Source organism: Leifsonia araucanica, from assembly GCF_051161895.1.
Lineage (GTDB): Bacteria > Actinomycetota > Actinomycetes > Actinomycetales > Microbacteriaceae > Leifsonia.
On record NZ_JBMBTW010000002.1, the window covers coordinates 236,464 to 261,288 of the forward strand.

Annotated in this window: 26 protein-coding genes; 9 read left to right on the plus strand and 17 right to left on the minus strand. The window is 71.3% G+C overall.

Annotation, left to right across the window (positions count from 1 at the left end):
* The first annotated feature begins 82 nt into the window (after positions 1 to 82).
* The 4 genes from ACN6M5_RS01110 to ACN6M5_RS01125 all read left to right on the plus strand — a co-directional run bounded on the left by ACN6M5_RS01110 (position 83) and on the right by ACN6M5_RS01125 (position 3,036).
* Positions 83 to 1,111: a 6-phosphofructokinase gene (locus tag ACN6M5_RS01110; protein ID WP_085369308.1), complete on the plus strand. Its 1,029-nt coding sequence runs from the start codon at positions 83 to 85 to the stop codon at positions 1,109 to 1,111.
* Between the two features lie 43 nt (positions 1,112 to 1,154).
* A complete protein-coding gene (locus tag ACN6M5_RS01115; RefSeq protein WP_434948212.1) occupies positions 1,155 to 2,078 on the plus strand; it encodes an NADP-dependent oxidoreductase in 924 nt (307 codons plus the stop codon).
* 11 nt (positions 2,079 to 2,089) lie between these two features.
* On the plus strand, positions 2,090 to 2,518 hold the full coding sequence (locus ACN6M5_RS01120; RefSeq protein WP_434948213.1) for a DUF1761 domain-containing protein: 429 nt from the start codon (positions 2,090 to 2,092) through the stop codon (positions 2,516 to 2,518).
* A gap of 110 nt (positions 2,519 to 2,628) precedes the next feature.
* Positions 2,629 to 3,036, plus strand: a complete 408-nt coding sequence (locus ACN6M5_RS01125; protein WP_434948214.1) for a hypothetical protein — start codon at positions 2,629 to 2,631, stop codon at positions 3,034 to 3,036.
* A gap of 36 nt (positions 3,037 to 3,072) precedes the next feature.
* Here the strand turns inward: ACN6M5_RS01125 and ACN6M5_RS01130 are convergent, their stop codons facing one another.
* Together ACN6M5_RS01130 and ACN6M5_RS01135 are read right to left on the minus strand one after the other, a co-directional pair.
* Positions 3,073 to 4,350, minus strand: a complete 1,278-nt coding sequence (locus ACN6M5_RS01130; protein WP_434948215.1) for an alpha-hydroxy-acid oxidizing protein — start codon at positions 4,348 to 4,350, stop codon at positions 3,073 to 3,075.
* A gap of 152 nt (positions 4,351 to 4,502) precedes the next feature.
* Complete coding sequence (locus ACN6M5_RS01135) at positions 4,503 to 5,249, minus strand: LysR family substrate-binding domain-containing protein (protein ID WP_434948216.1); 747 nt, start codon at positions 5,247 to 5,249, stop codon at positions 4,503 to 4,505.
* A 34-nt stretch (positions 5,250 to 5,283) separates the two neighbouring features.
* Here ACN6M5_RS01135 and ACN6M5_RS01140 point away from each other — a divergent pair, with 34 nt between their 5' ends.
* Positions 5,284 to 5,676, plus strand: coding sequence for a DUF5997 family protein (locus tag ACN6M5_RS01140; protein WP_085369303.1), 393 nt, complete (start codon positions 5,284 to 5,286; stop codon positions 5,674 to 5,676).
* Positions 5,677 to 5,742: 66 nt separating this feature from the next.
* On the opposite strand, the gene ACN6M5_RS01145 is transcribed toward ACN6M5_RS01140, so the two are convergent.
* The 6 genes from ACN6M5_RS01145 to ACN6M5_RS01170 all read right to left on the minus strand — a co-directional run bounded on the left by ACN6M5_RS01145 (position 5,743) and on the right by ACN6M5_RS01170 (position 11,529).
* Positions 5,743 to 6,135, minus strand: a complete 393-nt coding sequence (locus ACN6M5_RS01145; protein ID WP_434948217.1) for a DUF1622 domain-containing protein — start codon at positions 6,133 to 6,135, stop codon at positions 5,743 to 5,745.
* A gap of 88 nt (positions 6,136 to 6,223) precedes the next feature.
* The gene (locus tag ACN6M5_RS01150) at positions 6,224 to 8,233 is read right to left on the minus strand and encodes an APC family permease (RefSeq protein ID WP_434948218.1); all 2,010 of its coding nucleotides are present in this window, start codon (positions 8,231 to 8,233) and stop codon (positions 6,224 to 6,226) included.
* Between the two features lie 106 nt (positions 8,234 to 8,339).
* On the minus strand, positions 8,340 to 9,917 hold the full coding sequence (locus ACN6M5_RS01155; protein ID WP_434948219.1) for an SDR family NAD(P)-dependent oxidoreductase: 1,578 nt from the start codon (positions 9,915 to 9,917) through the stop codon (positions 8,340 to 8,342).
* A gap of 9 nt (positions 9,918 to 9,926) precedes the next feature.
* Entirely contained in the window at positions 9,927 to 10,202 is a 276-nt protein-coding gene (locus ACN6M5_RS01160) for a DUF6510 family protein (RefSeq protein ID WP_085369299.1), read from the minus strand.
* Entirely contained in the window at positions 10,199 to 10,939 is a 741-nt protein-coding gene (locus ACN6M5_RS01165) for a ferredoxin reductase (RefSeq protein WP_434948220.1), read from the minus strand. The genes ACN6M5_RS01160 and ACN6M5_RS01165 overlap by 4 nt, the downstream gene beginning before the upstream one ends.
* Positions 10,936 to 11,529, minus strand: a complete 594-nt coding sequence (locus ACN6M5_RS01170) for a sulfite oxidase-like oxidoreductase (RefSeq protein WP_168689102.1) — start codon at positions 11,527 to 11,529, stop codon at positions 10,936 to 10,938. The genes ACN6M5_RS01165 and ACN6M5_RS01170 overlap by 4 nt, the downstream gene beginning before the upstream one ends.
* A gap of 47 nt (positions 11,530 to 11,576) precedes the next feature.
* On the opposite strand from ACN6M5_RS01170, the gene moaA reads away from it, so the two are divergent.
* The 3 genes from moaA (at position 11,577) to ACN6M5_RS01185 (ending at position 13,335) form a co-directional block, all read left to right on the plus strand.
* Positions 11,577 to 12,641, plus strand: coding sequence for a GTP 3',8-cyclase MoaA (moaA, locus tag ACN6M5_RS01175; RefSeq protein WP_434948221.1), 1,065 nt, complete (start codon positions 11,577 to 11,579; stop codon positions 12,639 to 12,641).
* Positions 12,634 to 12,927, plus strand: a complete 294-nt coding sequence (locus tag ACN6M5_RS01180) for a MoaD/ThiS family protein (RefSeq protein ID WP_434948222.1) — start codon at positions 12,634 to 12,636, stop codon at positions 12,925 to 12,927. The genes moaA and ACN6M5_RS01180 overlap by 8 nt, the downstream gene beginning before the upstream one ends.
* A gap of 72 nt (positions 12,928 to 12,999) precedes the next feature.
* Positions 13,000 to 13,335 carry a hypothetical protein gene (locus tag ACN6M5_RS01185; RefSeq protein WP_085369295.1) on the plus strand — a complete coding sequence of 112 codons (336 nt, stop codon included), beginning with the start codon at positions 13,000 to 13,002 and terminating at the stop codon, positions 13,333 to 13,335.
* Between the two features lie 97 nt (positions 13,336 to 13,432).
* Here ACN6M5_RS01185 and ACN6M5_RS01190 read toward each other — a convergent pair whose 3' ends face one another.
* From ACN6M5_RS01190 to ACN6M5_RS01230, 9 genes are read right to left on the minus strand one after another with little or no spacing between them, the layout of a single operon-like run.
* Positions 13,433 to 14,497, minus strand: coding sequence for a sulfate/molybdate ABC transporter ATP-binding protein (locus ACN6M5_RS01190; protein ID WP_434952280.1), 1,065 nt, complete (start codon positions 14,495 to 14,497; stop codon positions 13,433 to 13,435).
* Between the two features lie 59 nt (positions 14,498 to 14,556).
* On the minus strand, positions 14,557 to 15,393 hold the full coding sequence (locus tag ACN6M5_RS01195) for an ABC transporter permease (RefSeq protein ID WP_434948223.1): 837 nt from the start codon (positions 15,391 to 15,393) through the stop codon (positions 14,557 to 14,559).
* A gap of 1 nt (position 15,394) precedes the next feature.
* A complete protein-coding gene (gene modA, locus ACN6M5_RS01200) occupies positions 15,395 to 16,237 on the minus strand; it encodes a molybdate ABC transporter substrate-binding protein (RefSeq protein WP_434948224.1) in 843 nt (280 codons plus the stop codon).
* Positions 16,238 to 16,239: 2 nt separating this feature from the next.
* A complete protein-coding gene (locus tag ACN6M5_RS01205) occupies positions 16,240 to 16,644 on the minus strand; it encodes a TOBE domain-containing protein (protein ID WP_168689106.1) in 405 nt (134 codons plus the stop codon).
* A gap of 48 nt (positions 16,645 to 16,692) precedes the next feature.
* The gene (locus ACN6M5_RS01210) at positions 16,693 to 17,106 is read right to left on the minus strand and encodes a molybdenum cofactor biosynthesis protein MoaE (protein WP_434948225.1); all 414 of its coding nucleotides are present in this window, start codon (positions 17,104 to 17,106) and stop codon (positions 16,693 to 16,695) included.
* On the minus strand, positions 17,103 to 18,197 hold the full coding sequence (moaCB, locus tag ACN6M5_RS01215; protein ID WP_434948226.1) for a bifunctional molybdenum cofactor biosynthesis protein MoaC/MoaB: 1,095 nt from the start codon (positions 18,195 to 18,197) through the stop codon (positions 17,103 to 17,105). The genes ACN6M5_RS01210 and moaCB overlap by 4 nt, the downstream gene beginning before the upstream one ends.
* A complete protein-coding gene (locus ACN6M5_RS01220; RefSeq protein WP_434948227.1) occupies positions 18,194 to 19,441 on the minus strand; it encodes a molybdopterin molybdotransferase MoeA in 1,248 nt (415 codons plus the stop codon). Before ACN6M5_RS01220 ends, moaCB begins: the two co-directional genes overlap by 4 nt.
* Before the next feature lie 4 nt (positions 19,442 to 19,445).
* Positions 19,446 to 20,588 (minus strand): ThiF family adenylyltransferase, encoded by a 1,143-nt coding sequence (locus tag ACN6M5_RS01225; protein WP_434948228.1) that lies wholly within the window; start codon positions 20,586 to 20,588, stop codon positions 19,446 to 19,448.
* 49 nt (positions 20,589 to 20,637) lie between these two features.
* Entirely contained in the window at positions 20,638 to 22,164 is a 1,527-nt protein-coding gene (locus ACN6M5_RS01230) for a molybdopterin-dependent oxidoreductase (protein WP_434948229.1), read from the minus strand.
* A gap of 82 nt (positions 22,165 to 22,246) precedes the next feature.
* Here ACN6M5_RS01230 and ACN6M5_RS01235 point away from each other — a divergent pair, with 82 nt between their 5' ends.
* On the plus strand, positions 22,247 to 24,811 hold the full coding sequence (locus tag ACN6M5_RS01235) for a DEAD/DEAH box helicase (protein ID WP_434948230.1): 2,565 nt from the start codon (positions 22,247 to 22,249) through the stop codon (positions 24,809 to 24,811).
* The last annotated feature ends 14 nt before the right edge of the window (positions 24,812 to 24,825 follow it).

A 24,825-nucleotide genomic window follows, 5' to 3' on the forward strand; every position in this document is an offset into this window, starting at 1 on the left:
GGTCCTGTACCCGCGTTTTTGTGCTGGTGCCCGGCGTCGGGCATGATTCACAGGTAGCGAATATCACCCAGGGAGCAGCATTTTGAAGATCGGCATCCTCACCAGTGGCGGCGACTGTCCAGGACTGAACGCGGTCATCCGCGGCGCTGTCCTGAAGGGCGACCGCGTCCACGGCTCCGAGTTCGCCGGTTTCCGTTACGGCTGGCGCGGCGTCGTCGACGGCGACATCATGCCGCTCGACCGGCACAGCGTCCGTGGCCTCTCCCGTCAGGGCGGCACGATCCTCGGCTCCAGCCGCACCAACCCGTTCGAGGGCGAGAACGGCGGCCCTGAGCACATCCAGGCGATGATGGACGAGAACGGCATCGACGCCATCATCGCGATCGGCGGAGAGGGCACGCTGACCGCTGCCCGCCGTCTCACCGACGCCGGTCTCAAGATCGTCGGCGTCCCGAAGACCATCGACAACGACCTGGCCGCCACCGACTACTCGTTCGGCTTCGACACCGCCGTCGAGATCGCGACCGAGGCCATCGACCGGCTGCGCACCACCGCGGAGTCCCACCAGCGCTGCATGGTGGTGGAGGTCATGGGCCGCCACGTCGGCTGGATCGCCCTGCACTCCGGCATGGCGGGTGGAGCGCACGCCATCCTCATCCCCGAGCAGCCGCAGTCGATCGAGCAGATCATCGAGTGGGTCGAGTCGGTCCGCGACCGCGGCCGCGCGCCGGTCATCGTCGTCTCCGAGGGCTTCCACCTCGACACGATGGAGGAGGCGCACTCCCACAAGGGCCTGGATGCGTTCAACCGTCCGCGCCTCGGCGGCATCGGCGAGATGCTCGCCCCGATGATCGAGGAGCGCACCGGCATCGAGGCGCGCGCCACCGTGCTCGGCCACATGCAGCGCGGAGGCGTCCCGAGCGCGTACGACAGGGTGCTCGCCACCCGCCTCGGCATGGCGGCGGTCGACGCCGTCTACGAGGGACGCTGGGGCTCGATGGTGTCGCTGCGCGGCACCGACGTCGTCAACGTGTCCATCGCCGACGCGACCGGCGGCCTGAAGACCGTTCCGCAGGCCAGGTACGACGAGGCTGCTCTGCTCTTCGGCTAGGCCGGCTGACTAGACTCCTCGTCACAGGCGTGAAGGAGTCGATGTGCCCAGGTGCGTTCAGTTCGACGAGTTCGGTTCCCGCGACGCTCTCCGGATCGTCGACACGGAGCGGCCGTGGCCAGGGCCCGGTGAGCTCGTCGTGCGGGTGATGGCGGCCGGCCTCAACGCCATCGACGTCAAGGCGTACCGGGATGCGGACGTCGCGTCCCGCTTCGGCGTCACCGTCCCGAGCTGTCTCGGCCAGGACTTCTCCGGGTTCGTCGAGGAGGTCGGCGAGGGGGTCACGCGCTTCACCGTCGGCGAGGCCGTCTTCGGCAGCGCGCCGTTCCGCACGTTCGCCGACTTCATCGTCGTGCAGGAGGACGGGGCCGTGCTGCACAAGCCGGACCCTCTCACCTTCGAGGCGGCCGGAGCGCTCGCGACGGTGGGCAGGACGGCCGTGGCGACCACGGCATCCATCGGCCTGACGGAGGACGACACGGTCCTCGTGAGCGCAGCGGCAGGAGGCGTCGGCGTGCTCGCCGCCCAGCTCGCGGTGCGCGCGGGAGCCACCGTGATCGGCACGGCGGCCTCGGAGAACCACGCGTATCTCGACGGGCTCGGGATCGTGCCCGTCGCCTACGGGGATGGCCTCGCCGACCGGGTGCTGGCTGCGCTCGACGGCGGCGCGCTGACGGCCGTGCTCGACAACCACGGCAGGGAGACCATCGAGGTGGGGATCGCGCTGGGCGTGCCGGTGGAGCGCATCAACACCATCGCCGCGTTCGGTCCCGACGCCCTCGGTGCGCGCACGGTCGGAGGGTCGGCGGCGGGCAACGAGGAGCTGGCCTGGCTGGCCGGGCTGCTCGCGGAAGACGAGTGCATCCTGCCGATCGACTCGATCTTCCCGATCGAGCGCGTCATCGAGGCGTTCGCCCGGCTGGAGGCCGGCCACGTGCGCGGGAAGATCGTACTGGTCACGGACTGAGAGGAAACATCATGGTTCCCGCAATCAACTACTGGGCGGTCATCATCGCCACGGCATCGAGCATGGCGGTCGGCGCCGTCTGGTACGCCAGAGGCGTGTTCGGCCGCTACTGGATCAAGGCCACCGGGCACGACGAGGAGTCGATGCAGAAGGGCGCGGCGGTCGCGCTCATCACCACGGTCGTCGTGAGCTTCATCACGGCGTGGGTGCTGGCGGGGGCGACCGACATCGCGTTCCGGTTCTACGGCGGCTCGTTCTTCTGGAGCGCCCTCCTCACGGGCGTGGTGCTCTGGGCGGGGTTCACGGCGGCGCGGATGATCACGCACGACGCGTTCGACAGGCGGCCGAGCGGGCTGACCATCCTGAACATCGCGCACGAGCTGGTGACGATCGTGGTGATGGCGATCATCATCGGGGTGTGGCCGCCTGCGGGGGCGTGAGGTCTCCGGCTGGGCGTGAGCGAGTGCCGGGCGGGCACGCTCTGGGTTTCGCAGGGTCGGGAGCCTAGACTCGCGGACATGGTTCTCACGAGCAGGCTCAGGAGCATCCGATGATCGCAGACGACACCGCCCGCCAGTTGCGTGCAGCAGGGCTCCGCTGGCGCCCGCAGTCCGGGGACACGTTCGCGATCGACCGCGACGAGCTCGCCGGCGACCGGTTCACGGTGAGCGACATGACCATCGAGCCGCACGAGTTCGACACGGGCACGATCCTCGGCTTCAACGGCACGACCGAGTGGGCCCTCGACTCGCTCGCCGTCGAAGACGCGCTGTGGATCCCGCGCGAGGATCAGCTGCGCGAACTCCTCGGCGGCTCCTTCCTGCACCTGGCGCGCACCCCGGACGGCTACCGCGTCAGCATCGCCATCGGCGGTGAGGAGCGCATGTTCGAGGACGAGGATGCGGCGACCGCGTACGCGACGGCACTTCTGTCGCTGATCGGGGCGTCGGTGTCCTGAGCCGGTGCCGCCGGTGCTGGTGCCGGGCACCCAGGGTCAGGCGAAGATCGACGCGTCCAGCTCGGCGACGCTGCGCACACCGGCGAGCCCCAGGGTGATGTCCAGTTCCGCGATGGTGTTCCGCAGCAGCTCCCGCACGCCGGCCTCGCCCGCGAGTGCGAGCGCGTAGACGTACGGGCGCCCGATCGCGACCGCGCGCGCGCCCAGGGCGAGCGCGACCACCGCGTCCGCCCCGCTGCGCACGCCGCTGTCGAACAGCACCGGGATGCGTCCGGCCACCGCTTCGACCACGTGGGGGAGCGCATCCAGTGCGGGCTGCTCGTTGTCGATCTGGCGCCCGCCGTGCGTCGACACCTGCACGGCGTCCATGCCCGCGTCGATCGCGCGCACGGCGTCGTCGGGGTGCAGCACGCCTTTGAGCACGATCGGCAGCGCGGTGCGCTCGCGCAGGAACGCGAGGTCGGCCCAGGTGAGCGCCGGGTTCGCGAACACGTCGAGGAACGTCTCGATGGCCGCGAGCGGCTCAGCGGAGCGGAGGTTGTCGCGCAGGCGGCCGGGGTGGTGGCGCAGGATGCTCGCGAACGAGGCGATCGTCGCGGGGGTGACGGGCGTGCGCTCTCTCGGGTGTCCAGCGGCGATGCGTTCCCGGACGAGGCGCAGGAAGACGGGATCGCTCGTGTACTGCGCGATCCCGCGGCCGCGGCTGAACGGCAGGTAGCCGAGATCGAGGTCGCGCGGCCGCCAGCCGAGCACGTGGGTGTCGAGGGTGACGACGATGGCCTCGCAGCCGGACAGCTCCGCGCGGGAGACGAGACTCTCGACCAGCTCGTTCGACGAACTCCAATACAGCTGGAACCAGCGGCTCGCGCCTTGGTTCACCGCATCCATGTCCCGGGCGACGGTCTCCATCGGCGTCGACGCCTGGTTGGACAGCATGGCCGGGATGCCGAGCGCGGCGGCGGCGCGGGCCGCACCGCTGTCGGCCGATGGATGCGCGAGGTCGAGCACTCCGATCGGCGCGAGCAGCAGCGGGGTGGGCCTGTGACGCCCGAACAGCTCGATGCCGAGGTCGCGCGACGACACGTCACGGAGCACCCGCGGCACGATCCGGTGGCTGCCGAACGCGGCCGTGTCCGCCCTGTCGGTGCGTTCGAGCCCTGCGGAACCCGCGACGTACGCGATCGCCGCCCGCGACATGCGACGCTCGGCCGCCCGCTCCAGCGCGGTGAAACCGACCGGGATGCGCGGGGTGCGCCCCGCCACGCCCGCGCGGTAGATGGCGGACTGGGCTTCACGACCGGCGCTGAGCGACATGGCAACATTCTGCACCGTGGGCGGAGCGGGTGGAGCGGGTGGAGCGGGTGGAGCGGGTGGCGTGGGCGGAGCGGGTGAAGCGGGTGGCGTGGGTGGAGCGGGTGGCGTGGGCGGCGGGGCCCGGCCGATGTGGCTCAGTGGGGTGGCACGGCTCAGTGGGAGCGGCGGCCGCCTCCGCGGCGCGGCGGGCGGCGCGGGCCGCCGGTCGGGCGCCTCGTCTGCTTCGAGCCTGGGCCGTTGGGGCCGGACGCCGGGCGCTTGCCCCCGTCCTTCCTGCCGCCGTCCTTCTTGCCGCCGTCCTTCTTGCCGCCGTCCTTCCTGGTGCCCTCCTTCGCCGCGTCGGCCTGCGCGGCCGCCACGTCGGGGTTCCGGGAGCTGTGGGCGGTGCGGCCGCGGACGATGCCGATGAACTCGTCGACCAGCTCGTGCTGCGCATCCCGTGGCCAGGCGAGTCCCACCCTGCTCTGCTCGGCGTCTTCGAGCTTCATCGCCACCACGTCTTTGCGGCGCAGGGACTTCGCGACCGACTGCGGCATCACCGCGATGCCGTCTCCAGCCGCGATGCTGCGGAACATCGCCTCGGACGGCTCGCCGTCGACCACCGCTTGGCCGTCGAGTTCGGCCAGGTGCAGCTTCTTCTCCAGGGTGAGGAGGTGTTCGTGGTGCATCGCGACCACGATGTCCTCGGAGTAGAGGGGGATCAGGTGGAGGCCGTCGGTGTCGACCGGCTCGCGCACGAAGGCCATGTCTGCCCCGCCGGTGTCGATGGCTGCGCGCTGGTCCGCATCCGGGACGCGGGAGACGATCAGCTGCACCTCGGGGTGGCGCTGCTCGAAGACGCGGGTCCATTTGCCGACGGTCACGCCGAGGGGGAAGACGATCGTGAACGTGGACGGCATTCTCCGAGGGTATCGAACGGATACCCTTGAACCTATGAGCGCCCAGAAGAAGCCCCAGACGATGAAGGCGGCGACCGCCGCGAAGAAGCTGGGGATCTACCTCCCGGCCGCCCCTGCCGAGTTCCAGGAGGGCGAGGTCAGCCGCACCGACTTCGACGAACTCGCCGCCAACCCGCCGGAGTGGCTGGTCACCCTGCGCGCGGAAGGACCGCACCCGCGCGACGTCGTCGCCCACAAGCTCGGCGTCTCCAACTCCGGCCTCGCCCGCGGTGGCGTCACCGAGGCGCTGACGACGGCGGAGATCAAGGCGCTGCTGGAGAACCCGCCCGCGTGGCTGGTCACCGAGCGCGCCACCCAGGCCGCCGTGCACGCGGAGAACGCCCGCGTCAAGGCACGCAACGCGGAGCGCGCCGCCCGCACCGACTGACCTCCGGCGCGCGTCCCGCGCTCGTCACCCCACCCGACGCGCGACAGGACGACGCACGCCCGCGCGTCAGCGCTGCGTACGCGCAGCCGACCGCGCGATGACCTCCGGACCGGTGACGAGCGCCCGGCGCCACGGCGCCACCCCGTCGATCTCGATCTGCAGCGAGAAGCTCAGGACGGTCCGGATGAGGACGATCAGCGCCAGCGCCAGGGCGTCGGTGAGCGACGGCGTCGAGGTGACCGTCCTGACCAGATCGGCGGCCACCAGCACTTCCAGTCCGAGCAGGATGACACCGCCGAAGCTCTCGCGGAGCGTCTTGAACGCCGTCCGCCCGGAGCGGGAGATCACCCAGGCGCGGATCGCGATGGCGACCGCGACGAGGAAGCCGACCGCCATCGCGCTGACGCCGACGACCTCGAAGGCGACCGCGATGGTGTCGAAGAAACCCTGACCGAACATGCGCTCATGCTGCCACAGCCCGGCCACGGTCAGCTAGCGCACCGCCCAGCGCGCCCCGCCCGGAGCACCCCGCCCCGCGTGCCCCGCGTCAGGACACGTGTACGGCCGGGCGGCGCTTCACGTCGCGTTCCGCCTCGCGCAGCACCTCGCGCGTCACAGGAGCCACCTCGCCGACACCCGTGATCAGGAACCGGAACATGTTGGAGATCGGGTTGCCCTCGGTCCACTCGAAGTAGATCGTCGGCACGACGCCGGTGACATCCCGGATCTCCAGCAGCACCGCCGCGATCGTGTTCGGAACGTTGCCCGCCTTCACCTGCAGCACCCGGTAGCCGTGCTTGACCACGCCGTGCACGATCAGGTCCTCCTCGAAGTCGGACGAGTCCGACCGGTGGACCTCGATGAAGATCGTGCGGGAGCGCTGCGGGATGTGGCTGTACTTGCGTTCGTCCTTGTTCTTCTGCTCGTACTCTTTCGTCGTGTCGACGTCCGGCTCGTGCGAGATGATCCGGATCTCGCCCTCCTCCGCGTCTTCGAGGACGAAGTCGAGCGCCGTGACGTCGAGAGTGACCGACGTAGCGCGCAGCTGGAACGACCGGCCGATGCGGGAGACGATCGAGATGGTGATGATGCCGATGATGAACAGGCTGGCGATGCGCAGGCCGTCCGGGCGCTCGAAGATGTTGGCGATGGTCGTGTAGACGAAGATCGTGGTGACGATCGCGAACGCGATGGTGCGCTTGCGCTGTCTCTTCCGCCAGGCCGACAGGGTGACGGCGAGGGATGCCGACGTGATCAGCACCAGCACGCCGGTCGCGTACGCGCCGCCCTGCGCATCCACGTCGGCCTGGAAGACCAGGGTGATGACGAACGCGATGAGCGTGAACACCAGCACCAGCGGGCGCACGGCGCGCGCCCACTGCGGCGCCATGCCGTAGCGGGGGAGGTAGCGCGGCACCAGGTTCAGCAGACCGGCCATCGCCGATGCTCCCGCGAACCACAGGATGAGGATGGTGCTGAGGTCGTAGACGGAGCCGAACACGTTGCCCAGGTATTCGTGGGCCAGGTAGGCGAGCGCGCGGCCGTTGGCGGAGCCTCCGGACTGGAACTCCTTCTGCGGGATCAGCAGCGTGGTGGTGAAGCTCGACGTGATGAGGAAGCAGCTCATGATGATGGCCGCGGTCGTCAGCAGGCGGCCGGCGCCCCGGATGCGTCCCCGCGGGTACTCCGGGTCGTCGTCCGGCCGTCCCTTGATCTGCGGCATGACCGCCACACCGGTCTCGAAGCCGGACAGGCCGAGGGCGAGCCTCGGGAAGACGAGCAGCGCGATCCCGACCACCATCAGCGGATTGCCATGCTGCGTGTTGAGCGCGGCCCACCAGTCGTCGATGGCAGTGGTGTGCTGGAACACCTCGACGATGGACGTGGCGACGACCACCACGTTGAGCGCCAGGTACACCGCCACCAGGACGACGGCGATGCCGATGGCCTCCCGGAAGCCCTTGAGGAACACCGCGCCGAGGAGCGCCAGGAGGAACAGCGTGATGCCGACCTGGTTGCCGTGGAACCACTCGGGCGTGTACGGGTTCTCGATCGCGTGGGCCGTGGCGTCCGCCGCGGACAGGGTGATCGTGATCATGAAGTCGGTGGCGGCGAAGCCGAGCAGCACGAGCACGAACAGCTTTCCCGCCCACCAGGGCAGCAGGCGTTCGAGCATCGCGATGGATCCGGAGCCCTTGAAGCTCTCCCTGGCAACCCTGCGGTACACCGGCAGGGCGCCGAGCAGGGTCAGGGCGACGAGCACGAGCGTGGCGAAGGGGGAGACCACCCCGGCGGCCAGGGCGGCGATGGCCGGCTGGTAGCCGAGGGTGGAGAAGTAGTCGACGCCGGTGAGGCACATGACCTGCCACCAGGTGTGCTGGCGTTCCGGCTTCCTGCCGTGCGGGCCCTGGTGGGTGCCGCGCTCGTCGATCAGTCCGGAGAGCAGCCAGTGCCGGAACGTGCTCTTCCCCGGCCTGGCCGGTTTCCGCGGCTCGTGCGCCTGGCCGGGAACCGGAGTCGGACTCGTGGGGGCAGTCTCCGCAGGAGTGCTGGACATCGGTTCCTTCGTTCTCGTGCAGGTCGGCGCGCAACTGAATTGTACGCACGGAGAGAGCGCGGGAACGTGCAGGGATGACGCGACGCGGCCGCGTCGGGCTAGCGGATCACCAGGCCGAGCTGCGGTAGTCCTTCAGGAACACGCCGTGCAGGTCTTCTCCGGCCTGTCCGCGCACGATCGGGTCGTACACGCGGGCGGCGCCGTCGACCAGGTCGAGCGGGGCGTGGAAGCCCTCCTCCGCCAGGCGCACCTTCGTGTAGTGGGGGCGCTCGTCGGTGATCCAGCCGGTGTCGACCGCCGTCATCAGGATGCGGTCCGTCTCGAACATCTCGCCCGCGCTGGTGCGGGTGAGCATGTTGAGGGCGGCCTTCGCCATGTTGGTGTGCGGGTGGCCCGGCCCCTTGTAGCGGCGGCCGAACACGCCCTCCATCGCCGAGACGTTGACGATGTACGCCCGCCCGGCCTCAGCGGCTGCCGTGGCGGCGGCCATGGATGCGCGCAGCCGGCTGATCAGCAGGAACGGTGCGGTGGTGTTGCAGAGCTGCACTTCCAGCATCTCCAGCGGGTCCACATCCTGGACCGCCTGGGTCCAGCTGTTGACAGTGTGCACATCCGGTACGAGCCCTCCGGCGTCGATGGCGGTGCCGTCGGCGTGCTTGGCGAGCGACGACGAGCCCGGCGCCATCGCGAGAGCAGCAAGCTCGTCGGCGGTGAGCGCAGACGGACCGGCGAGTTCGGCGACCGTGCCGGCGACGTTCGCGGCGGAGAGCAGGGGATGCGCGGCCACGGACGCCTCCAGCGCGTGCGGGTGCGGGTCCGCCGTGTGACCGAAGGTCTCCATCTCGGGCAGGGGACCGTCGGGGAGCGGCTGGCTCTCCGCCTCGGCGAGCAGCGAGTACGCTCCCGCCGAGCGACGGACGGTCTGGGCGGCGTTGTTGATCAGGATGTCCAGCGGGCCCTGCGCGGCGACGGAGTCGGCCAGCGCGATCACCTGGGCGGGGTCGCGCAGGTCGATGCCGACGACACGGAGGCGGTGCAGCCAGTCGGACGCATCCGGCAGCTGGGAGAAGCGGCGGACGGCATCCCGGGGGAACCGGGTGGTGATGGTGAGGTGCGCGCCGTCGCGCAGGAGCCGCAGGGCGATGTGCATCCCGATCTTGGCGCGGCCGCCGGTGAGCAGGGCGCGCTTGCCGGTGAGGTCGGTCCTCGCGTTGCGCTTGGCGTGGCTGAGGGCTGCGCAGTCGGGGCAGAGCTGGTGGTAGAAGGCGTCGACGAGCGTGTAGTGCTGCTTGCAGATGTAGCACGCGCGGGACTTCAGGAGGGTGCCTGCGCTCGCCGCCTCCGTGCTGGTGGTGAGGTCGAGGCCGCGGGTCTCGTCGTCGATGCGGTCCGGTGCTCCGGTCGCGGTGGCGGCGACGACGGCCTTGTCGGCCTCGGCGACGGCGCGGCGGATCTCCTTGCGCCTGGCCTGTTTGACGGCCTTGAACATGTGCGCGGTCGCCCGGCGCACGGTGATGAAGTCGGGGTGCTCCTCGTCGAGCTCGTGCAGGTTCTCCAGGACGCGGAGGGCCGCTGCGAGGTCTGCGGGGTCGACGCGGGACGCAGCGGAGCCGGATGCGCCGGATGCGCCGGGCGCATCGGAATCGAGCGCGTCGGAGTCGGGGGAGGGGGAGTCGGGGAGCACCGGAGAATTCTACGCGGTGGCGGCTGGACGCATCTCCAGCCAGCTCAGCCCGCGCAGGTCGACGCACACCGTCTCGCGTTTCTCGACGGCGACCACGAGCACGTCGCCGCAGACCGAGCAGCGCACCACCAGTCCGTGATCGTTCGGGTACACCCGCGCGACGGCGACGACGGCCTCGTCTCCGCAGCTGGCGCACTTGCCGACGGCGCTGGTGATGTCGGCGGCGAAGACCTCCGACAGCAGCCCGGCCGCCGCGTTCCCGTCGAGGTAGTCCAGTCCGGTCATGCCGCCCCTCCGATCCCGCCGTAGCGTTCGGTCCTGATGCGTGCAGGGTCGTGCCCGGCGTCCACCAGCCAGCCGGACACCGTCTCGACGAACGCGGTCGCGCCGCAGAGGTAGAACGTGGGGGTCGCGGTGACCGGCAGGACGGCCGCCGCCAGCGCCTCCGCGGTCAGCCGTCCCGCATCCACCGGCCAGTCGGGCGGGGTCTCGCGGGTGTAGACGTAGTTCACGGAGAGCGGGGCGGCCGTATCCCCGGCGAGCATGGCGAGCTCGTCGCGGTAGTAGACGGCCTCGGGGGAGCGCACGGAGTAGAGCAGCCGGAACGGTGCTGCGCTCGCCGCTGCGGCGTGCGCCCTCGCCATCGACATCAGCGGCACGACGCCGGAGCCTCCGGCGATCAGCTGGATGGGCGTCTGCTCACCCGGCCGCCAGACGAACCAGCCGCCGACCGGGCCGCGCACCTCCAGCTGCTCTCCCGTCGTCACGCCGCGCACGAGGTAGGGGGAGACCTCGCCGTCCGCGAGCTCCTCCACGGTCAGTTCGAGTTCGTCGCCGGGCAGGGCAGACGCGATCGAGTACGACCGCACCGCCTGGTATCCGTCGGGAGCCGTGAGCCTGATGTCGACGTGCTGCCCGGCCAGATGCCCGCTGAGGCCGGGGATGCGCAGCCGCAGCGTGCGCGCGGTCGGCGTCTCGAAGCGGGCGGCCACCACCTCCGCGACGCGCCAGGCCGTGCTCACCAGTAGCGCTCTTCTTTCCAGGGGTCCCCGTACATGTTGTAGCCGTTCTGCTCCCAGAACCCCGGCTGGTCCTGCGGCAGCATCTGCAGGCCGTTGACCCACTTGGCGCTCTTCCAGAAGTAGAGGTGCGGCACCAGCAGGCGCGCGGGCCCTCCGTGCTCCGGGGCGAGGTCCTCGCCGTCGAAGGTGTGGGCGATCCAGGCCTTCCCGTCGAGCAGGTCGGCGAGCGGGACGTTGGTGGTGTATCCGCCGTAGGAGTGCGCCATCGTGTACTCGTAGTCGGTGTCGACGCCCTCGAACAGGGTGTCGATGGCGACGCCCCGCCACGAGGTGCCGAGTTTCGACCAGCTGGTGACGCAGTGGATGTCCTGGGTCACGTCGTCCTGGGGGAGGGCGAGGAACTCGTCCCAGCTCCAGCGGTGCACCGTCCCGTTCTCGGTGGTGATGGTGAACGCCCACTCGTCGTGCGTGATGCGCGGCGTCGGACCGGCGGAGAGCACGGGGAAGCCCTCTGTGAGGTATTGGCCTGGCGGAAGTCGTGTGTCCTCGGTACGGCGGCGGCCGAGGAATCCGGAGGAGATGATTCCCATGCGCGCAGCTTATTACCCGGCCACCCGCGCGGTCTATGGTGTTGCCTATGACCGTCGTCAACCTCGGCACGCCGCGGAGCGCAGCTCTGCGGACAGAGCCGAGCACGGAGGGCCGCCCGGACACACGGGACCTCGTCGACCGGTACGGCAGAGTCGCCCGCGACCTGCGCGTCTCCGTGACGGAGAAGTGCTCGCTGCGCTGCACGTACTGCATGCCGGAGGACGGCCTGCCGAGCATCCCGCGCGACGACCTGCTGAGCGCCGTCGAGATCTCCAGGCTGGTGCGCATCGCCACGCGCGACCTCGGCATCACCGAGGTGCGGCTCACCGGCGGGGAGCCGCTGATGCGCGCAGACCTCGCCGAGATCATCGGCCTGTCCGCGGAGGCGGCGCCGGGCGTCGACCTCTCGATCACGACCAACGGGATCGGACTGGACCACCGCATCCGGAGCCTGGTGGATGCCGGGCTCACCCGGGTGAACGTCTCGCTCGACACGGTCGACAGGGAGCACTTCGCCCGCCTGACCCGGCGCGACAGGCTGCCGGCGGTGCTCGCGGGCATCCGCGCGGCGCACGACGCCGGGCTCACGCCGCTCAAGCTGAACGCCGTGCTGATGCGCGACACGCTCGCCGGCGCCCCCGACCTGCTCGCCTGGGCGATCGAGAACGGCTGCCGTCTGCGCTTCATCGAGCAGATGCCGCTCGACGCCGACCACACCTGGATGCGCGACAACATGGTGCCCGCCGCCGAACTCCTCGACGTGCTCGGCGCCCGTTTCACCCTCACAGAGGCGGGCAGGGTGGATCCCTCCGCGCCGGCGGAGGAGTGGCTGGTGGACGGCGGCCCTGCGACGGTCGGCATCATCGCCTCGGTGACGCGCTCGTTCTGCTCGGCCTGCGACCGTACCAGGATCACGGCGGAGGGCACGGTGCGCTCCTGCCTGTTCGGCGACGACGAGACCGACCTGCGCGCACTGCTGCGCGGCGGGGCGGACGACGCCGAGATCGCCCGCTGGTGGCGGGGAGCGATGTGGGGCAAGCAGGCCGGCCACGGGATCGGGGCAGACGGGTTCGTGCCTCCGGTGCGGAGCATGGGGGCGATCGGTGGCTGACGCGGCCGGAGCGGTGGACGGCACGGCCGACGGCGCCGCTGACGGCACCGTGCTCGTGCGGTACTTCGCCGCGGCCGAGGAGGCGGCTGGGCGGCCGGAGGAGCGCATCCGGTTGGCGGAGCCGACGCTCGGTGCCCTGCGCGCCGAACTGCTCGCCCGCTACGGCGCGCCGATGGAGCTGGTGCTGCGGTCAGGGTCGTTCCTGGTGGATGCTGTCGTGTCGCGCGACCCCGCCAGACGCGTGGCGGGGACCGTGGATGTGCTTCCGCCGTTCGCGGGCGGGTGACCTGACCCGATCTGACCTGACCGGTGCGCTAGGGTTGGCGCAACAGTGGGGGCTGAGCAGGGGAGGTGCGCGATGAGCACGCTGATGGACGAGTTCGCTGCGGTGCAACGGCGTCGGCGGAGGGTTGCGTTGCTGATCGTGGCGGCGATCGTCGCCGGGGTCGCCGCATGGCTGACCGGGCCGATCGGGATCGTGATGATCGGTTTCGGCGACGCGGCGGGCTGGGCGCTCGCGGCGGCCGGCCTGGTGCTGCTGGCGGCCATGATCGTGGCGATCGTCGCGGCGGTGCGCACCCGCGTCGCCCCGTCGAGCCAGCCGGGCAAGGCCAACCTGCGCTTCGACGACCCGCTCCCGTCCCGCAATCCGAACGGCGGCAACGCTATGAACGGCTTCCAGATCGGCTCCTGAGCCGCGGGCGCTCGTCGCCAAGCCATCGAGCCGGGACTTCTGTACGCGACACGCCGGGAGCGGGCGTACACACGTCCCGGCTCGATGACTCCGGACGTCAGAGGGCGTAGACGGGCAGGTCGGCGGGATCGACCGCGACGGTGACCGGTGTGCCCGGCATCAGGGCGAGGTCGGCGACGACCGACGGCGCGACCAGCGCGGGCAGGCTGTCGGTGCGCACGAGCACGAGGTCGCCGCGGGGCTCCAGGTCGTGCACGGTGGCGGGGAACTGGTTCGGGATGTCCGGCGCGGGATCGAGCGCGCGGAGCACCCGCACGGTCGACGGCCGAACGGCGGCGGCGACCCGTGAGCCGATGGGCGGGGCGGGGGAGGTGGCCGTTCCGTCGAGCACAGTTCCGTCGAGCACCGTTCCGTCCAGCGCGGTCCCGTTGTCGGTGACGATCCCGGATGCGGTGCGCCGCCCGGTCAGCAGCGTCACCCCGGTCAGCTCGGCGGTGAACGCGCGGCGGGGGCGGTCGAGCACGTCCCTGGTCGGTCCGTCGTCGACGATCCGGCCGTCGTGCATCACGATCACCCGATCGGCGAGCAGGTAGGCGTCGAGCGCGTCGTGGCTGACGATCACGGCCGTGCGCCCGGCGAATGCTCGCGCGAGTGTCTGCCGCACCTCGCCGGTCACGGCGACATCGAGCGCAGAAAGCGGCTCGTCGAGCAGCAGCAGCCGGGGTTCGGCGGCGAGGGCGCGGGCCACGGCGACCCGCTGCGCCTGCCCGCCGGACAGCTCGTCGGGGCGGCGGTCGGCGAACGCCTCCACACCAACGGAGCGCAGCCAGCCATCGGCGACGCCCCGCGCGTCGACCCGGGATGCGCGTCCGGCCCGCGGACCGAACTCCACGTTCTGCCGCACGGTCAGGTGCGGGAACAGCAGCGGCTCCTGCGCGAGCAGAGCCACCCCGCGGCGGTGCGGCGGGGTCCAGGCGCCGGGCAGGTCGAACAGCACGTCGCCGCCGAGCGTCGCCCGGCCGGTGTCGGGGCGGACGAGCCCGGCGAGCATCCCGAGCACGGTGGACTTGCCTGCGCCGTTCGGGCCGAGCACGGCGACGGTCTGGCCGTCCGCGATGCTGAGGTCGATGTCGGTCCCGCGCTCGGACAGCGTCGCGCGCATCCGGACGGTGGAGTCGGAGTCGCTCACCGCGCCGGCGCTGCGCTCCGCGTCGACGTCGTTCACCGCGCCGCCGCCTGCTCCGACCGGCGGGCAGACCCACCGGCCGCCCGCAGCCGCCGCCGTCCGGGCTCGCCGGCGCCGTGCGCCACCGCGACCACCACCACCGCCACCGCGATCAGCACCAGCGAGAGCGCGACCGCCGCATCCGGGTCGGTCTCCCGCTGCAGGTAGATCTCCAGCGGGAGGGTGCGCGTGACGCCCTGCAGGCTGCCCGCGAAGGTGAGGGTCGCGCCGAACTCCCCGAGGGCGCGGGCGAACGACAGGATCGCGCCGGACAGCAGCGCGGGGAGCACCAGCGGCAGCGTCACCCGGAACAGCACCGTCGCCGGCCGCGCTCCCAGAGTCGCGGCGACCGCCTCGAACCGGGTTCCCGCCGTGCGGAGGGCGCCCTCCAGACTCAGCACCAGGAACGGCAGGGCGACGAACGTCTGCGCCAGCACCACCGCCGTCGTCGAGAACGCCACGTCCAGCGAGCCGCCGAGGAGGCCGCGCCGGCCGAAAAGATAGAGCAGGGCCAGACCGCCCACGACCGGCGGCAGCACCAGCGGCAGCAGCACCACCGCGCGCACCACCCGCTGCCCGCGGAACGGCACCCGCGCCAGCACCGTCGCCATCGGCACCCCCAGCAGCACGCAGAGCGCGGTCGCGGCCAGCGAGGTGCGCAGGCTCAGCCAGAGCGCATCCAGCGACGACGGCGACGTGATCAGCGGGATGAACTCGCCCCAATCGACGCGCAGCAGCATCGCGACCAGCGGCAGCAGCACGAACAGGCCGCCGAGCACCGCCAGCGCGACGATCCAGCCGGGCACGTCGGGGCGGCGCGGCGGCGACGCCACGCTACGGCGCACCGAACCCGGCGGCCGCGAGCACGGCGCGGCCCTTCCCGCCCGTGACGAAGTCGACGAACGCCGCGGCCCCCTTCGGGTTCGGCGCCCCGGCCACCGCCACGATAGGGTACGTGTTGACCACGCCGGACGCCTCCGGGAACGCGACGGATGCGACCTTCGAGCCCGCTCCCTTCACGTCCGTCACGTATACGATCCCGGCGTCCGCCTCACCGGACTCCACCTTGCCGAGCACGTCGGTCACCGACGACTCCTGGCTCACCGGCGTGAGCGTCACCCCGCTCGACGCCTCCACCTTCGCGGTCGCGGCCCCACACGGCACCTGCGGAGCGCACACGACGGTCTTCACCCCCGGCTTCGCGAGGTCGGCGAACCCGGTGATCTTCGCCGGGTTGCCGGGAGGAACGGCGATGGCGAGGACGTTCGTGGCGAAGTCGACCGGTTTCCCGTCCGCCAGCTTCGCCGTGACCGCCTTCGCCATATTGGCCTCGTCCGCCGACGCGAACACGTCGGCGGGCGCGCCCTCGGTCAGCTGCGAGACCAGGTCGGACGACCCGGCGAAACTGAAGGTGACCTTCGCCCCGGGATGCACGGACTCGAACGCCTTCCCGAGCGCGGTGAAACTGGACGTCAGCGATGCAGCCGCGAACACGGTGACCGTGCCGTCGACCGTATCCGCCGACGCCGACCCCGTTGATGCGGTGGGCTGCGTCGCGGAGGAGGCCGCGCATCCGGAGAGCAGGAGGGCGGGGGCGAGGGCCGCTGCCGCGATGGCTGTCGCGATGGAGCGTCGATGCACGGTCGGTCGTCGGGGCACGGTCAGTCGTCTGGGCACGGTCAGTCCTTCCCGATGGGGGTCTCGACGATGACGGTGGTGGCCTTGACGACCGCGACGGCGACCGAGCCGGGTTCGAGCCCCAGTTCGCGCACCGCCTCGCTGCTCATCAGCGACACCACCCTGTGTGGGCCGCACTGCAGCTCAACCTGGGCCATCACGGTGTCCATCACGATGCCGGTCACCAGTCCGACGAAGCGGTTGCGGGCCGAGCGCGCGACGCCGGACGGGTCAGCGGGGAGGACGGCGTTCTGCTTCGCGAGCTGGGCGAGTTCGAGCCCGTCGACCACGGTGCGGCCCGCACTGTCCGTCGCGCTCCCGAGCGTCCCGGCGTCGATCCACCTGCGCACGGTGTCGTCACTCACCCCAAGGTAGAGCGCGGCGTCTTTTATCCGAATCTGCGGCACAAAACACACGATAGCGCCGCATCTGCGTCAGTGCACGCGGATCTACGGCTAGAGTCCCACCCATTCGGAGACGCCGTCGGCGAAGTGCTGGCGCTTCCAGATCGGCACGCGCGCCTTGATCAGCTCGACGAGAGCGGCGCAGGCCTCGAACGCCTCCGCCCGGTGCGGTGCTGCGACGGCGGCGATGAGCGCCGGGTCTCCGATGGTCAGCGAGCCGACCCTGTGCTCCGCGGCGACCCTGAGTCCCGTCTGCGCCGCGATCTCCTCGCAGCACTCGCGGAGGAACCGCTCGGCCTCCGGATGCGCCCGGTAGTCGAGCGAGACGACGCTGCGCCCGCCGTCGTGGTCGCGCACGATGCCCTGGAAGGAGACGACGGCGCCGGACTCGGCCCGCCAGACGAACTCGTCGACCGCCGTGCCGTCGAGAGGGTCGGCGCTGATCGAGGCGTAGACGTCGCTCATCGGGTGTGATCGCCTCCGCGCAGTTGGTCGAGCAGGTGGGGGAGCAGGTCGTCGAGCACAGCGAGGCCGTCGGACACGCCGCCGCGCGAACCGGGCAGGTTCACCACGACCGTGCCTCCCGCGACTCCGGCGACGCCCCTGCTCAGGGCGGCGAGCGGCGTGTGCGCAGCGCCGCGGGCGCGCAGGGCCTCCGCGACGCCGGGCAGGGTCCTGTCGAGCACGGCAGCGGTCGCCTCCGGCGTGCGGTCGGTGGGGGAGACGCCGGTGCCCCCGGTGGTCAGGAGGACGGCGGGGCGGGCGGACAGTGCATCCCGGATGGCCGGGGCGATGTCGACGTCCGCGACCACGCGCACCTCGGCGGGAAGGCGACGCTCGGCCAGCCACGCGGCGATCACCGGGCCGGTGGTGTCGTCGGCCTCCCCGGCGGCGGCGCGAGTGGAGGAGACGATGACGATGGCGGTGGATGCGGTGGGTGCGGTCGCGGTGTCGCTGCTGGCGTGGGCCGGTGCGCCCGCTGACTGCTCCGCCTCCGCGTCCTCCCTCCGCCACTCGCCGCGCTTCCCGCCGCTCTTGGACAGCAGCTGAACATCGGTCAGCGTCGCAGCGGGATCGACCGCCTTGATCATGTCGTGCAGGGTGAGGCCGGCCACCGCCACCGCCGTCAGGGCCTCCATCTCTACTCCGGTGCGTCCGTGCGTGCGGGTCGTCGCCTGGATGTCGATGACCCCGGCCTCCGCGTCGAGCGAGAACTCGATGTCCACCGCGGACAGCGGGAGCGGATGGCAGAGCGGAATCAGTTCCGAGGTGCGTTTCGCCCCGCCGATCCCGGCGAGCCGAGCCGTGGCGAGCACGTCGGCCTTGGGGAGGTCGTCGGCGCGGACCAGCCGCACCACGTCCGACCGGGTGACGACGCGCCCGCGCGCCACGGCCTCCCGATCGGTCTCCGGCTTGCCGCCGACGTCGACCATCCTGGCGCGCCCGTCGCCGTCGAGGTGGCTCAGCCGTGCCTGCGACCCAGCACCAGACCCCGCTGCAGCAGACCCCGCTGCACCGGACTCCGCAGCACCCGTTCCCACAGCATCCCCGCTCATAGTGTCCACACTGTCACGTCGTCGCCCGCCGCGAGCGTTTCCGTCTCCGCCGGCACGTCGATCAGCACGTCCGCCCTGGCCATCGCGGCCACCAGGTGCGAGCTCGGACCTGCCACCTGCTCGACCGTGCCGTCCGGCAGCCGCCTGCCACGCAGGAACTGCCGTTTCCCCACCACCGACCGCAGCTCGGCGGCGAGCTGCGCGGTCTCCACGCCCGCGGCGGCGAGCCCGGCGGAGGCACGCAGCAGGTCGCGCAGGAACACCGTGAACGACACCTGCGTGCTCACCGGGTTGCCGGGGAACGACAGCACGGGCACACCCGCGACGACCGCCGTGGCCTGCGGGCCGCCCGGCTGCATCGCGACCGTCACCACCTCGGCTCCGTGCGGCTGCAGCACCTCCCGCACCACCTCGTACGCGCCCTTCGAGATGCCGCCGGAGGTGACGACGAGGTCGCTCGCCCCCACCGCATCCATCAGCGCCCGCTCGAACTCGTCGTGGTCGTCGCTCGTCGCCGTGCGCACCGAGACGACGGCGCCGGACTCCTCCACCAGCGCGGCGAGCGCGATGCCGTTGGCATCGAACACCTGGCCGAACCCGGCGGGCGTCCCGTCCGTGCCCCTTTCGGCGCTGCCCTTTTCGGCACTCACGAGCTCGGCGCCGGTCGTGAGGATGCCGACGCGCAGCAGCTGGCGCACCTCGACGGCCTCCACCCCCGCAGCCGCCAGCGCGGCCAGGTGGCGCGCGGCGAGTCGGACCCCGGCCTCGACCAGCACGTCGCCCCTGCGCAGGTCGCTTCCCCGCTCGCGCACGAACTCGCCCGGGCGGCGGGACCGGCCGATCGTGACCACGGCGCCCCTCAGGTCGTCGTCGCGGCCGAGCACCAGGTCGGTGTCCTCCACCGGGACGATCGTGTCCGCTCCGCTCGGCACCGGCGCGCCGGTCATGATGCGCAGCGCCGTCCCCGGCGTGAGGATGACCGGAACGGTGTGCCCGGCCGGGATGTCGCCGCTGACCTCGAGCGCGACGGGGACGTTCCGGATGTCGGAGGAGCGGACGGCGTACCCGTCCATCTGCGAGTTGCGGAACAGCGGCAGGTCCACGTCGGAGCGCACGGCGGCGGCCGTCACCCTCCCGGCGGCCTCCGCGAGCGGCAGGCGCTCCGTCGTTCCCCCGGCGAGCAACGGCTCGACCAGCCGGGCGATGGTCTCTGCGTGCTCCTCGACCGTGCGCGGTGGCGTCATGGTCTCAGTATCGCGCCAGGTCGGCGTCGATGTCGCGTGCCCAGGCGTCGATGCCCCCGGACAGGACGATCCCGGATGCTCCCGCCTCCACCAGCCGTTTCCTCGCCGTCTCCGCCCGGATGCCGTGGTGGCAGACGATCACGATGGGGTCGTCGCCCAGCCGTGAAGCGACGCCCTCCGCGTCGTCCAGCACGACGCCCAGCGGAACCAGCAGAGAGCCGGGGATCTCGGCGATGTCCGCCTCCCACGGTTCGCGCACGTCGAGCAGCGTGTGCGGTTCGCCGGCGAGGAGCCTGGCGTGCAGCTCGGCCGGGCTGATCGAGTGGGCGACGGCGTCGGTCAGCCCGCAGAACGCGTCGTAGTCGATCAGGCCGGTGATCGGCGCGGCGGCGGGGTCGCGCTCGTACGCCAGCTCGCGCACATCGCCGCGCAGCGCGTCGTGGATGAGCACCCGGCCGATGAGCGGCGTCCCCGTCCCCGTGACGAGCTTGATCGCCTCGCTGACCATCACGCTGCCGATCATCCCGCATACCGACGGCAGCGCACCGGCCTCCGCGCAGCTGGCGACGCTGCCGGGCTCCGGAGGCACCGGGAACAGGTCGCGGTAGTGCGGTCCGTGCTCCGCCCAGCTGACGCCCGCCTGGCCGCCGAACTGGTGCACGGCGCCCCACACCACGGGCACGCCGGCGAGCACGGCGGCGTCGTTCACCAGATAGCGCGTGGGGAAGTTGTCGCTGCCGTCGAGCACCAGATCGAACCCGTCCAGGATGCGCTCGGCGTTCTGCGCGGTCAGCCGCTCGCGGAACAGCACCAGCTCGGTCTCCGCGTCCAGAGCGCGCACGGCGTCCGCCGCGGAGTCGACCTTGGCGCGCCCGACGTCGGCCGGGGTGTGGACGGTCTGCCTCGGCAGGTTGCTCCGCTCCACCCTGTCGTCGTCCACGATGCCGATGGTTCCGACGCCCGACGCGGCCAGTAACGGGAGCACAGCGGCGCCGAGCCCGCCCGCGCCGACCACGAGGACGCGGGAGTTCCGGATGCGGCGCTGGGCGAGCATCCCGAAGCCGGGCAGCTGGGCGGTGCGGGCGTATCGTGCCTCGCGGTCCGGCGAGAGGTCTGGTCCTGGTGCGACGAGCGGAGGAATCCCCATGAGCCCAGTATCGCTTGCGGAGGGGACGGTCTCTCAGTCGGCCGGTTGCTCAGGAGACGGTGACCTGGATGCTGTGCAGCCCGGTCGCGCCGTCGGGCACCACATCGGCGACCCGCGAGGTCTGCACCATGCCCGTCGCATCCGTCGCCCGCACCCGGATGGTGTGCGAGCCCTTCGTGGCCGCCCATGCGTACTTCCACTGCCGCCAGGTGTCGGCGGAGATCGCGTCGGCGAGCGTCGCCTCGTGCCACTCGCCGCCGTCGATCTGGACGTGCACGGCACTCACGCCGACGTGCTGCGACCAGGCGACACCGGCGACGGCCACCGTTCCGGCCGCGACCTGGCGGCCGGACGCGGGAACGTCGATCCGCGACGACAGCTTCACCGGGCCGCGCTGCGACCAGCCCCTGTCCGTCCAGTACGAGGTGACCGCGTCGAACCTGGTCACGTTCAGCTCGACCACCCACTTGGTGGCCGACACGTATCCGTAGAGTCCAGGCACGACCATCCGCACCGGGTAGCCGTGCTCCAGAGGGAGCGGCTGCCCGTTCATCCCGACCGCCAGGATCGCGTTCCGCTCGTCGGTGAGCGCCTCGATCGGCGTGCTCGCCGTCCAGCCGTCCTGGCTCTTCGACAGCACCATGTCCGCCTGCGGCTTCGGTTTCGCGCGGGCCAGCAGGTGCCGGATGGGGTAGCCGAGCCAGGTGGCGTTGCCGATCAGGTCGCCTCCGACCTCGTTGGAGACGCAGGTGAGGGTGGTGGTCGACTCCTCCAGCGGCAGCTTCAGCAGGTCGGCGAAAGTCAGCTCGACCTCGTTCTCGACCATGCCGGTGATGCGCAGTTTCCAGGAGGACGGGTCGATGCCGGGGATCTGCAGGGCGGTGTCGATGCGGTAGAAGTCGGCGTTGGGGGTGACGACGGGGGAGAGTCCGGCGATGTCGAACGACGCGCCGGCCGGGATGGGCGGGGCAGCGACCGCGGGCTTCGGCAGGTGGAACGCCGCGCGCGCCGCCGCTGCCGTGCGGTACCCGGTCGCCACGACCTGCCCGACGACCACGGCCAGCGCACCCACGGCTGCCGTGGTGGCGGTGGCGGTCACGAAGCGGCGCCTGGTCACGGCGCCGTCCGGCGAGATCCTGCTCGGCACAGTGCCGCGCAGCATCCTGGCCAACGACCCGAGCACGAGGATGCCGACACCGGCCGTCACGACCGACGGGACAGCATCCAGGAATCCTGCCCCAGACCGGGTGAGCGCGGCCAGCACGCCGAACGCGCCTCCCAGTCCGATCAGGATGCGCCCGAGCGGCGGCCTGCGCAGCTCCAGCCAGCCCGCCAGCGCTCCGGCGACCAGCAGCACGATGCCGAGCGAGATCACCAGCACGGCTTTGTCACCGGTGCCGAACAGGGCGATGACGCCCTCCTTCAGCCAGGCGGGGACGAGGTCGATCACCAGGGCGCCGACCACGAGCACCGGGCTGCCGTTCTGCACCAGGAACGCGCTGACCAGCTCCCCGGCCCCCACACCGGCGAGCACACTCGCCACCCCGGTCGACGCCGAGCGCCAGAACGACACCATGCGCCGAGAGTATGGCCGCAAGCTGGGACCGAGTCGAGTGCTGCGCCCGCGCCGCATCCGGGCGTGGGAGGCTTGACGCACGATGTCAGAACGCAGTCAGCTCCGCGTCGGGACGATCCCCGGCTACACCGGTCCAGCCACCCTGGACGACGACGCCATCTACGACACGTTCGTGGACTGGGTGGAGGAGGGCGGCATCAGCCTGTACCCGGCACAGGACGAGTCGGTGATCGAGATCGTCGCCGGCGCGAACCTCATCCTGAGCACACCGACAGGAACGGGCAAGTCCCTCGTCGCCGTCGCGGCGCACTTCGCCGCGCTGGCCCGCGGAGAGCGCAGCTTCTACACCGCACCGATCAAGGCGCTCGTGTCGGAGAAGTTCTTCTCGCTGGTGGAGACCTTCGGGGCGGAGAACGTCGGCATGATGACCGGGGACTCGGCCGTCAACGCCGATGCTCCGATCATCTGCTGCACGGCGGAGATCCTCGCGAACCTCGCCCTCCGGCACGGAGCGGACACCCCGGTCGGTCAGGTCGTCATGGACGAGTTCCACTTCTACTCCGACCCCGACCGCGGCTGGGCGTGGCAGGTGCCGCTGCTCACCCTCCCGCGCACGCAGTTCGTGCTCATGTCCGCGACCCTCGGCGACGTGACGGCGCTCGCCGACGACCTCAGCGCCCGCACAGGACGGGAGACCGCGACGGTCACCGGCGTCGAGCGCCCGGTGCCCCTGCACTACTACTACGAGCTCACCCCGGTGCACGAGACGGTCGAAGACCTGCTCAGCACCGGCCAGGCGCCCATCTACATCGTCCACTTCTCCCAGCTCGCCGCCCTCGAACGCGCGCAGGCCCTGTCGAGCGCGCGCATCGCCAGCAGGGAGCAACGGGATGCCATCGCCGAGCTGATCGGCGAGTTCCGCTTCACCACGTCCTTCGGCAAGACGCTCTCCCGGCTGCTGCGCCAGGGCATCGGCGTGCACCACGCAGGGATGCTGCCCAAGTACCGCAGGCTGGTCGAGCAGCTCGCCCAGCGCGGGATGCTCCGCGTCATCTGCGGAACCGACACCCTCGGCGTCGGCATCAACGTCCCCATCCGGACGGTGCTGCTGACGGCACTCACCAAGTTCGACGGCACCAGGATGCGCCAGCTGAACGCCCGCGAGTTCCACCAGATCGCCGGACGCGCCGGCCGGGCGGGTTTCGACACGGCGGGGACGGTCGTGGCCCAGGCGCCCGAGCACGAGACGGAGAACCTGAAAGCCATCGAGAAGGCGGGCGACGACCCCAAGAAGCGCCGCAAGATCGTGCGCAAGAAGGCGCCGGACGGCTTCGTCTCCTGGGGAGAGCCGTCGTTCAGGAAGCTGATCGAGGCCGAGCCGGAGACGCTGACCTCGTCGATGCAGATCACGAGCGCCATGCTCATCAACGTGATCGCCCGCGGCGGCGACGTGTTCGAGCACGTCCGCGCGCTGGTGTTCGACAACCACGAGCCGTGGAAACGGCAACTCGCCCTCGCCAGGCGCGCCCTCGGCCTCTACCGCTCGCTGCTCACGGCGGGCGTCGTCGAGAACGTGGACGGCCGCATCCAGCTGACCGTCGACCTGCAGCCGAACTTCGCCCTCAACCAGCCGCTGTCCCCGTTCGCGCTCGCCGCGTTCGAGCTCTTCGATCCAGAGGCCCCCGAGTACGCCCTCGACATCGTCTCGGTGGTGGAGGCGACCCTCGACGACCCACGGCCGGTGCTCTCCGCGCAGCAGTTCCAGGCGCGCGGAGAAGCGGTGGCGGCCATGAAGGCCGACGGTGTGGAGTACGACGACCGGATGGAGGCGCTGGAGCAGGTCACGCATCCCCAGCCTCACGCCGAACTGCTGGCCGCCGCGTTCTCCACCTATGCGGCCAGCCAGCCGTGGGTGGCCGACTTCGAGCTCAGCCCGAAATCGGTGGTGCGCGACCTCTACGAGCGCGCGATGACGTTCGGCGAGTACATCGCCCTCTACAAGCTCGCCCGCTCGGAGGGCGTGGTGCTCCGCTACCTGTCCGACGCATACCGGGCCCTCGGCCAGACGGTGCCGGCCGACCTCCGCACCGACGACCTCCGCGACCTGATCGAGTGGCTGGGCGAACTGGTCAGGCAGGTCGACTCGAGCCTGTTGGACGAGTGGGAGGAGCTCATCCATCCGGATGCTGCTGCGCACGCGGCATCCGCGGGAGAGCTGGCGCCTCCTGCGCCGCGGAACGTGACCACGAACCGGCGCGCGTTCTTCGTGCTGGTGCGCAACGAACTATTCCGCCGCGTGCAGCTGGCGGCCCTCGACAAGGTCCAGGACCTCGGCGCGGTCGAGGTGGAGGCCGCAGCCCTCGCCGGACTCGCCACCCCGACCTTCACCGAACTCGACTGGGACGAGGCCCTGGAGGCCTACTACGCCGACCACGACGAGATCGGCACGGACGCAGCAGCACGCTCGGCCGCCATGATCATCGTCGACGAAACGGCAGCGGCGACAGACGGCATCTGGAAGGTGCGCCAGATCTTCGCCGACCCGGCCGGCGACCACGACTGGGGGATCAGCGCCGAGGTGCTGCTGCCCGCGTCCGCGGAGGCGGGCGTCGCGGTGGTGTCGGTGACGGGCGTGGGGCGGCTGTAAGCGGGAGGGGCGGC

What these genes read in the sequence shown, in the direction of transcription:
- ACN6M5_RS01120 (WP_434948213.1), top strand. Translation starts at nt 2,090, where the DNA reads ATGGTTCCCGCAATCAACTACTGGGCGGTCATCATCGCCACGGCATCG.
- ACN6M5_RS01125 (WP_434948214.1), top strand. Translation starts at nt 2,629, where the DNA reads ATGATCGCAGACGACACCGCCCGCCAGTTGCGTGCAGCAGGGCTCCGC.
- ACN6M5_RS01130 (WP_434948215.1), bottom strand. Translation starts at nt 4,350, where the DNA reads ATGTCGCTCAGCGCCGGTCGTGAAGCCCAGTCCGCCATCTACCGCGCG.
- ACN6M5_RS01135 (WP_434948216.1), bottom strand. Translation starts at nt 5,249, where the DNA reads ATGCCGTCCACGTTCACGATCGTCTTCCCCCTCGGCGTGACCGTCGGC.
- ACN6M5_RS01140 (WP_085369303.1), top strand. Translation starts at nt 5,284, where the DNA reads ATGAGCGCCCAGAAGAAGCCCCAGACGATGAAGGCGGCGACCGCCGCG.
- ACN6M5_RS01145 (WP_434948217.1), bottom strand. Translation starts at nt 6,135, where the DNA reads ATGTTCGGTCAGGGTTTCTTCGACACCATCGCGGTCGCCTTCGAGGTC.
- ACN6M5_RS01150 (WP_434948218.1), bottom strand. Translation starts at nt 8,233, where the DNA reads ATGTCCAGCACTCCTGCGGAGACTGCCCCCACGAGTCCGACTCCGGTT.
- ACN6M5_RS01160 (WP_085369299.1), bottom strand. Translation starts at nt 10,202, where the DNA reads ATGACCGGACTGGACTACCTCGACGGGAACGCGGCGGCCGGGCTGCTG.
- ACN6M5_RS01170 (WP_168689102.1), bottom strand. Translation starts at nt 11,529, where the DNA reads ATGGGAATCATCTCCTCCGGATTCCTCGGCCGCCGCCGTACCGAGGAC.
- moaA (WP_434948221.1), top strand. Translation starts at nt 11,577, where the DNA reads ATGACCGTCGTCAACCTCGGCACGCCGCGGAGCGCAGCTCTGCGGACA.
- ACN6M5_RS01185 (WP_085369295.1), top strand. Translation starts at nt 13,000, where the DNA reads ATGAGCACGCTGATGGACGAGTTCGCTGCGGTGCAACGGCGTCGGCGG.
- ACN6M5_RS01190 (WP_434952280.1), bottom strand. Translation starts at nt 14,497, where the DNA reads ATGCGCGCGACGCTGTCCGAGCGCGGGACCGACATCGACCTCAGCATC.
- ACN6M5_RS01210 (WP_434948225.1), bottom strand. Translation starts at nt 17,106, where the DNA reads ATGAGCGACGTCTACGCCTCGATCAGCGCCGACCCTCTCGACGGCACG.
- moaCB (WP_434948226.1), bottom strand. Translation starts at nt 18,197, where the DNA reads ATGAGCGGGGATGCTGTGGGAACGGGTGCTGCGGAGTCCGGTGCAGCG.
- ACN6M5_RS01220 (WP_434948227.1), bottom strand. Translation starts at nt 19,441, where the DNA reads ATGACGCCACCGCGCACGGTCGAGGAGCACGCAGAGACCATCGCCCGG.
- ACN6M5_RS01225 (WP_434948228.1), bottom strand. Translation starts at nt 20,588, where the DNA reads ATGGGGATTCCTCCGCTCGTCGCACCAGGACCAGACCTCTCGCCGGAC.
- ACN6M5_RS01230 (WP_434948229.1), bottom strand. Translation starts at nt 22,164, where the DNA reads ATGGTGTCGTTCTGGCGCTCGGCGTCGACCGGGGTGGCGAGTGTGCTC.
- ACN6M5_RS01235 (WP_434948230.1), top strand. Translation starts at nt 22,247, where the DNA reads ATGTCAGAACGCAGTCAGCTCCGCGTCGGGACGATCCCCGGCTACACC.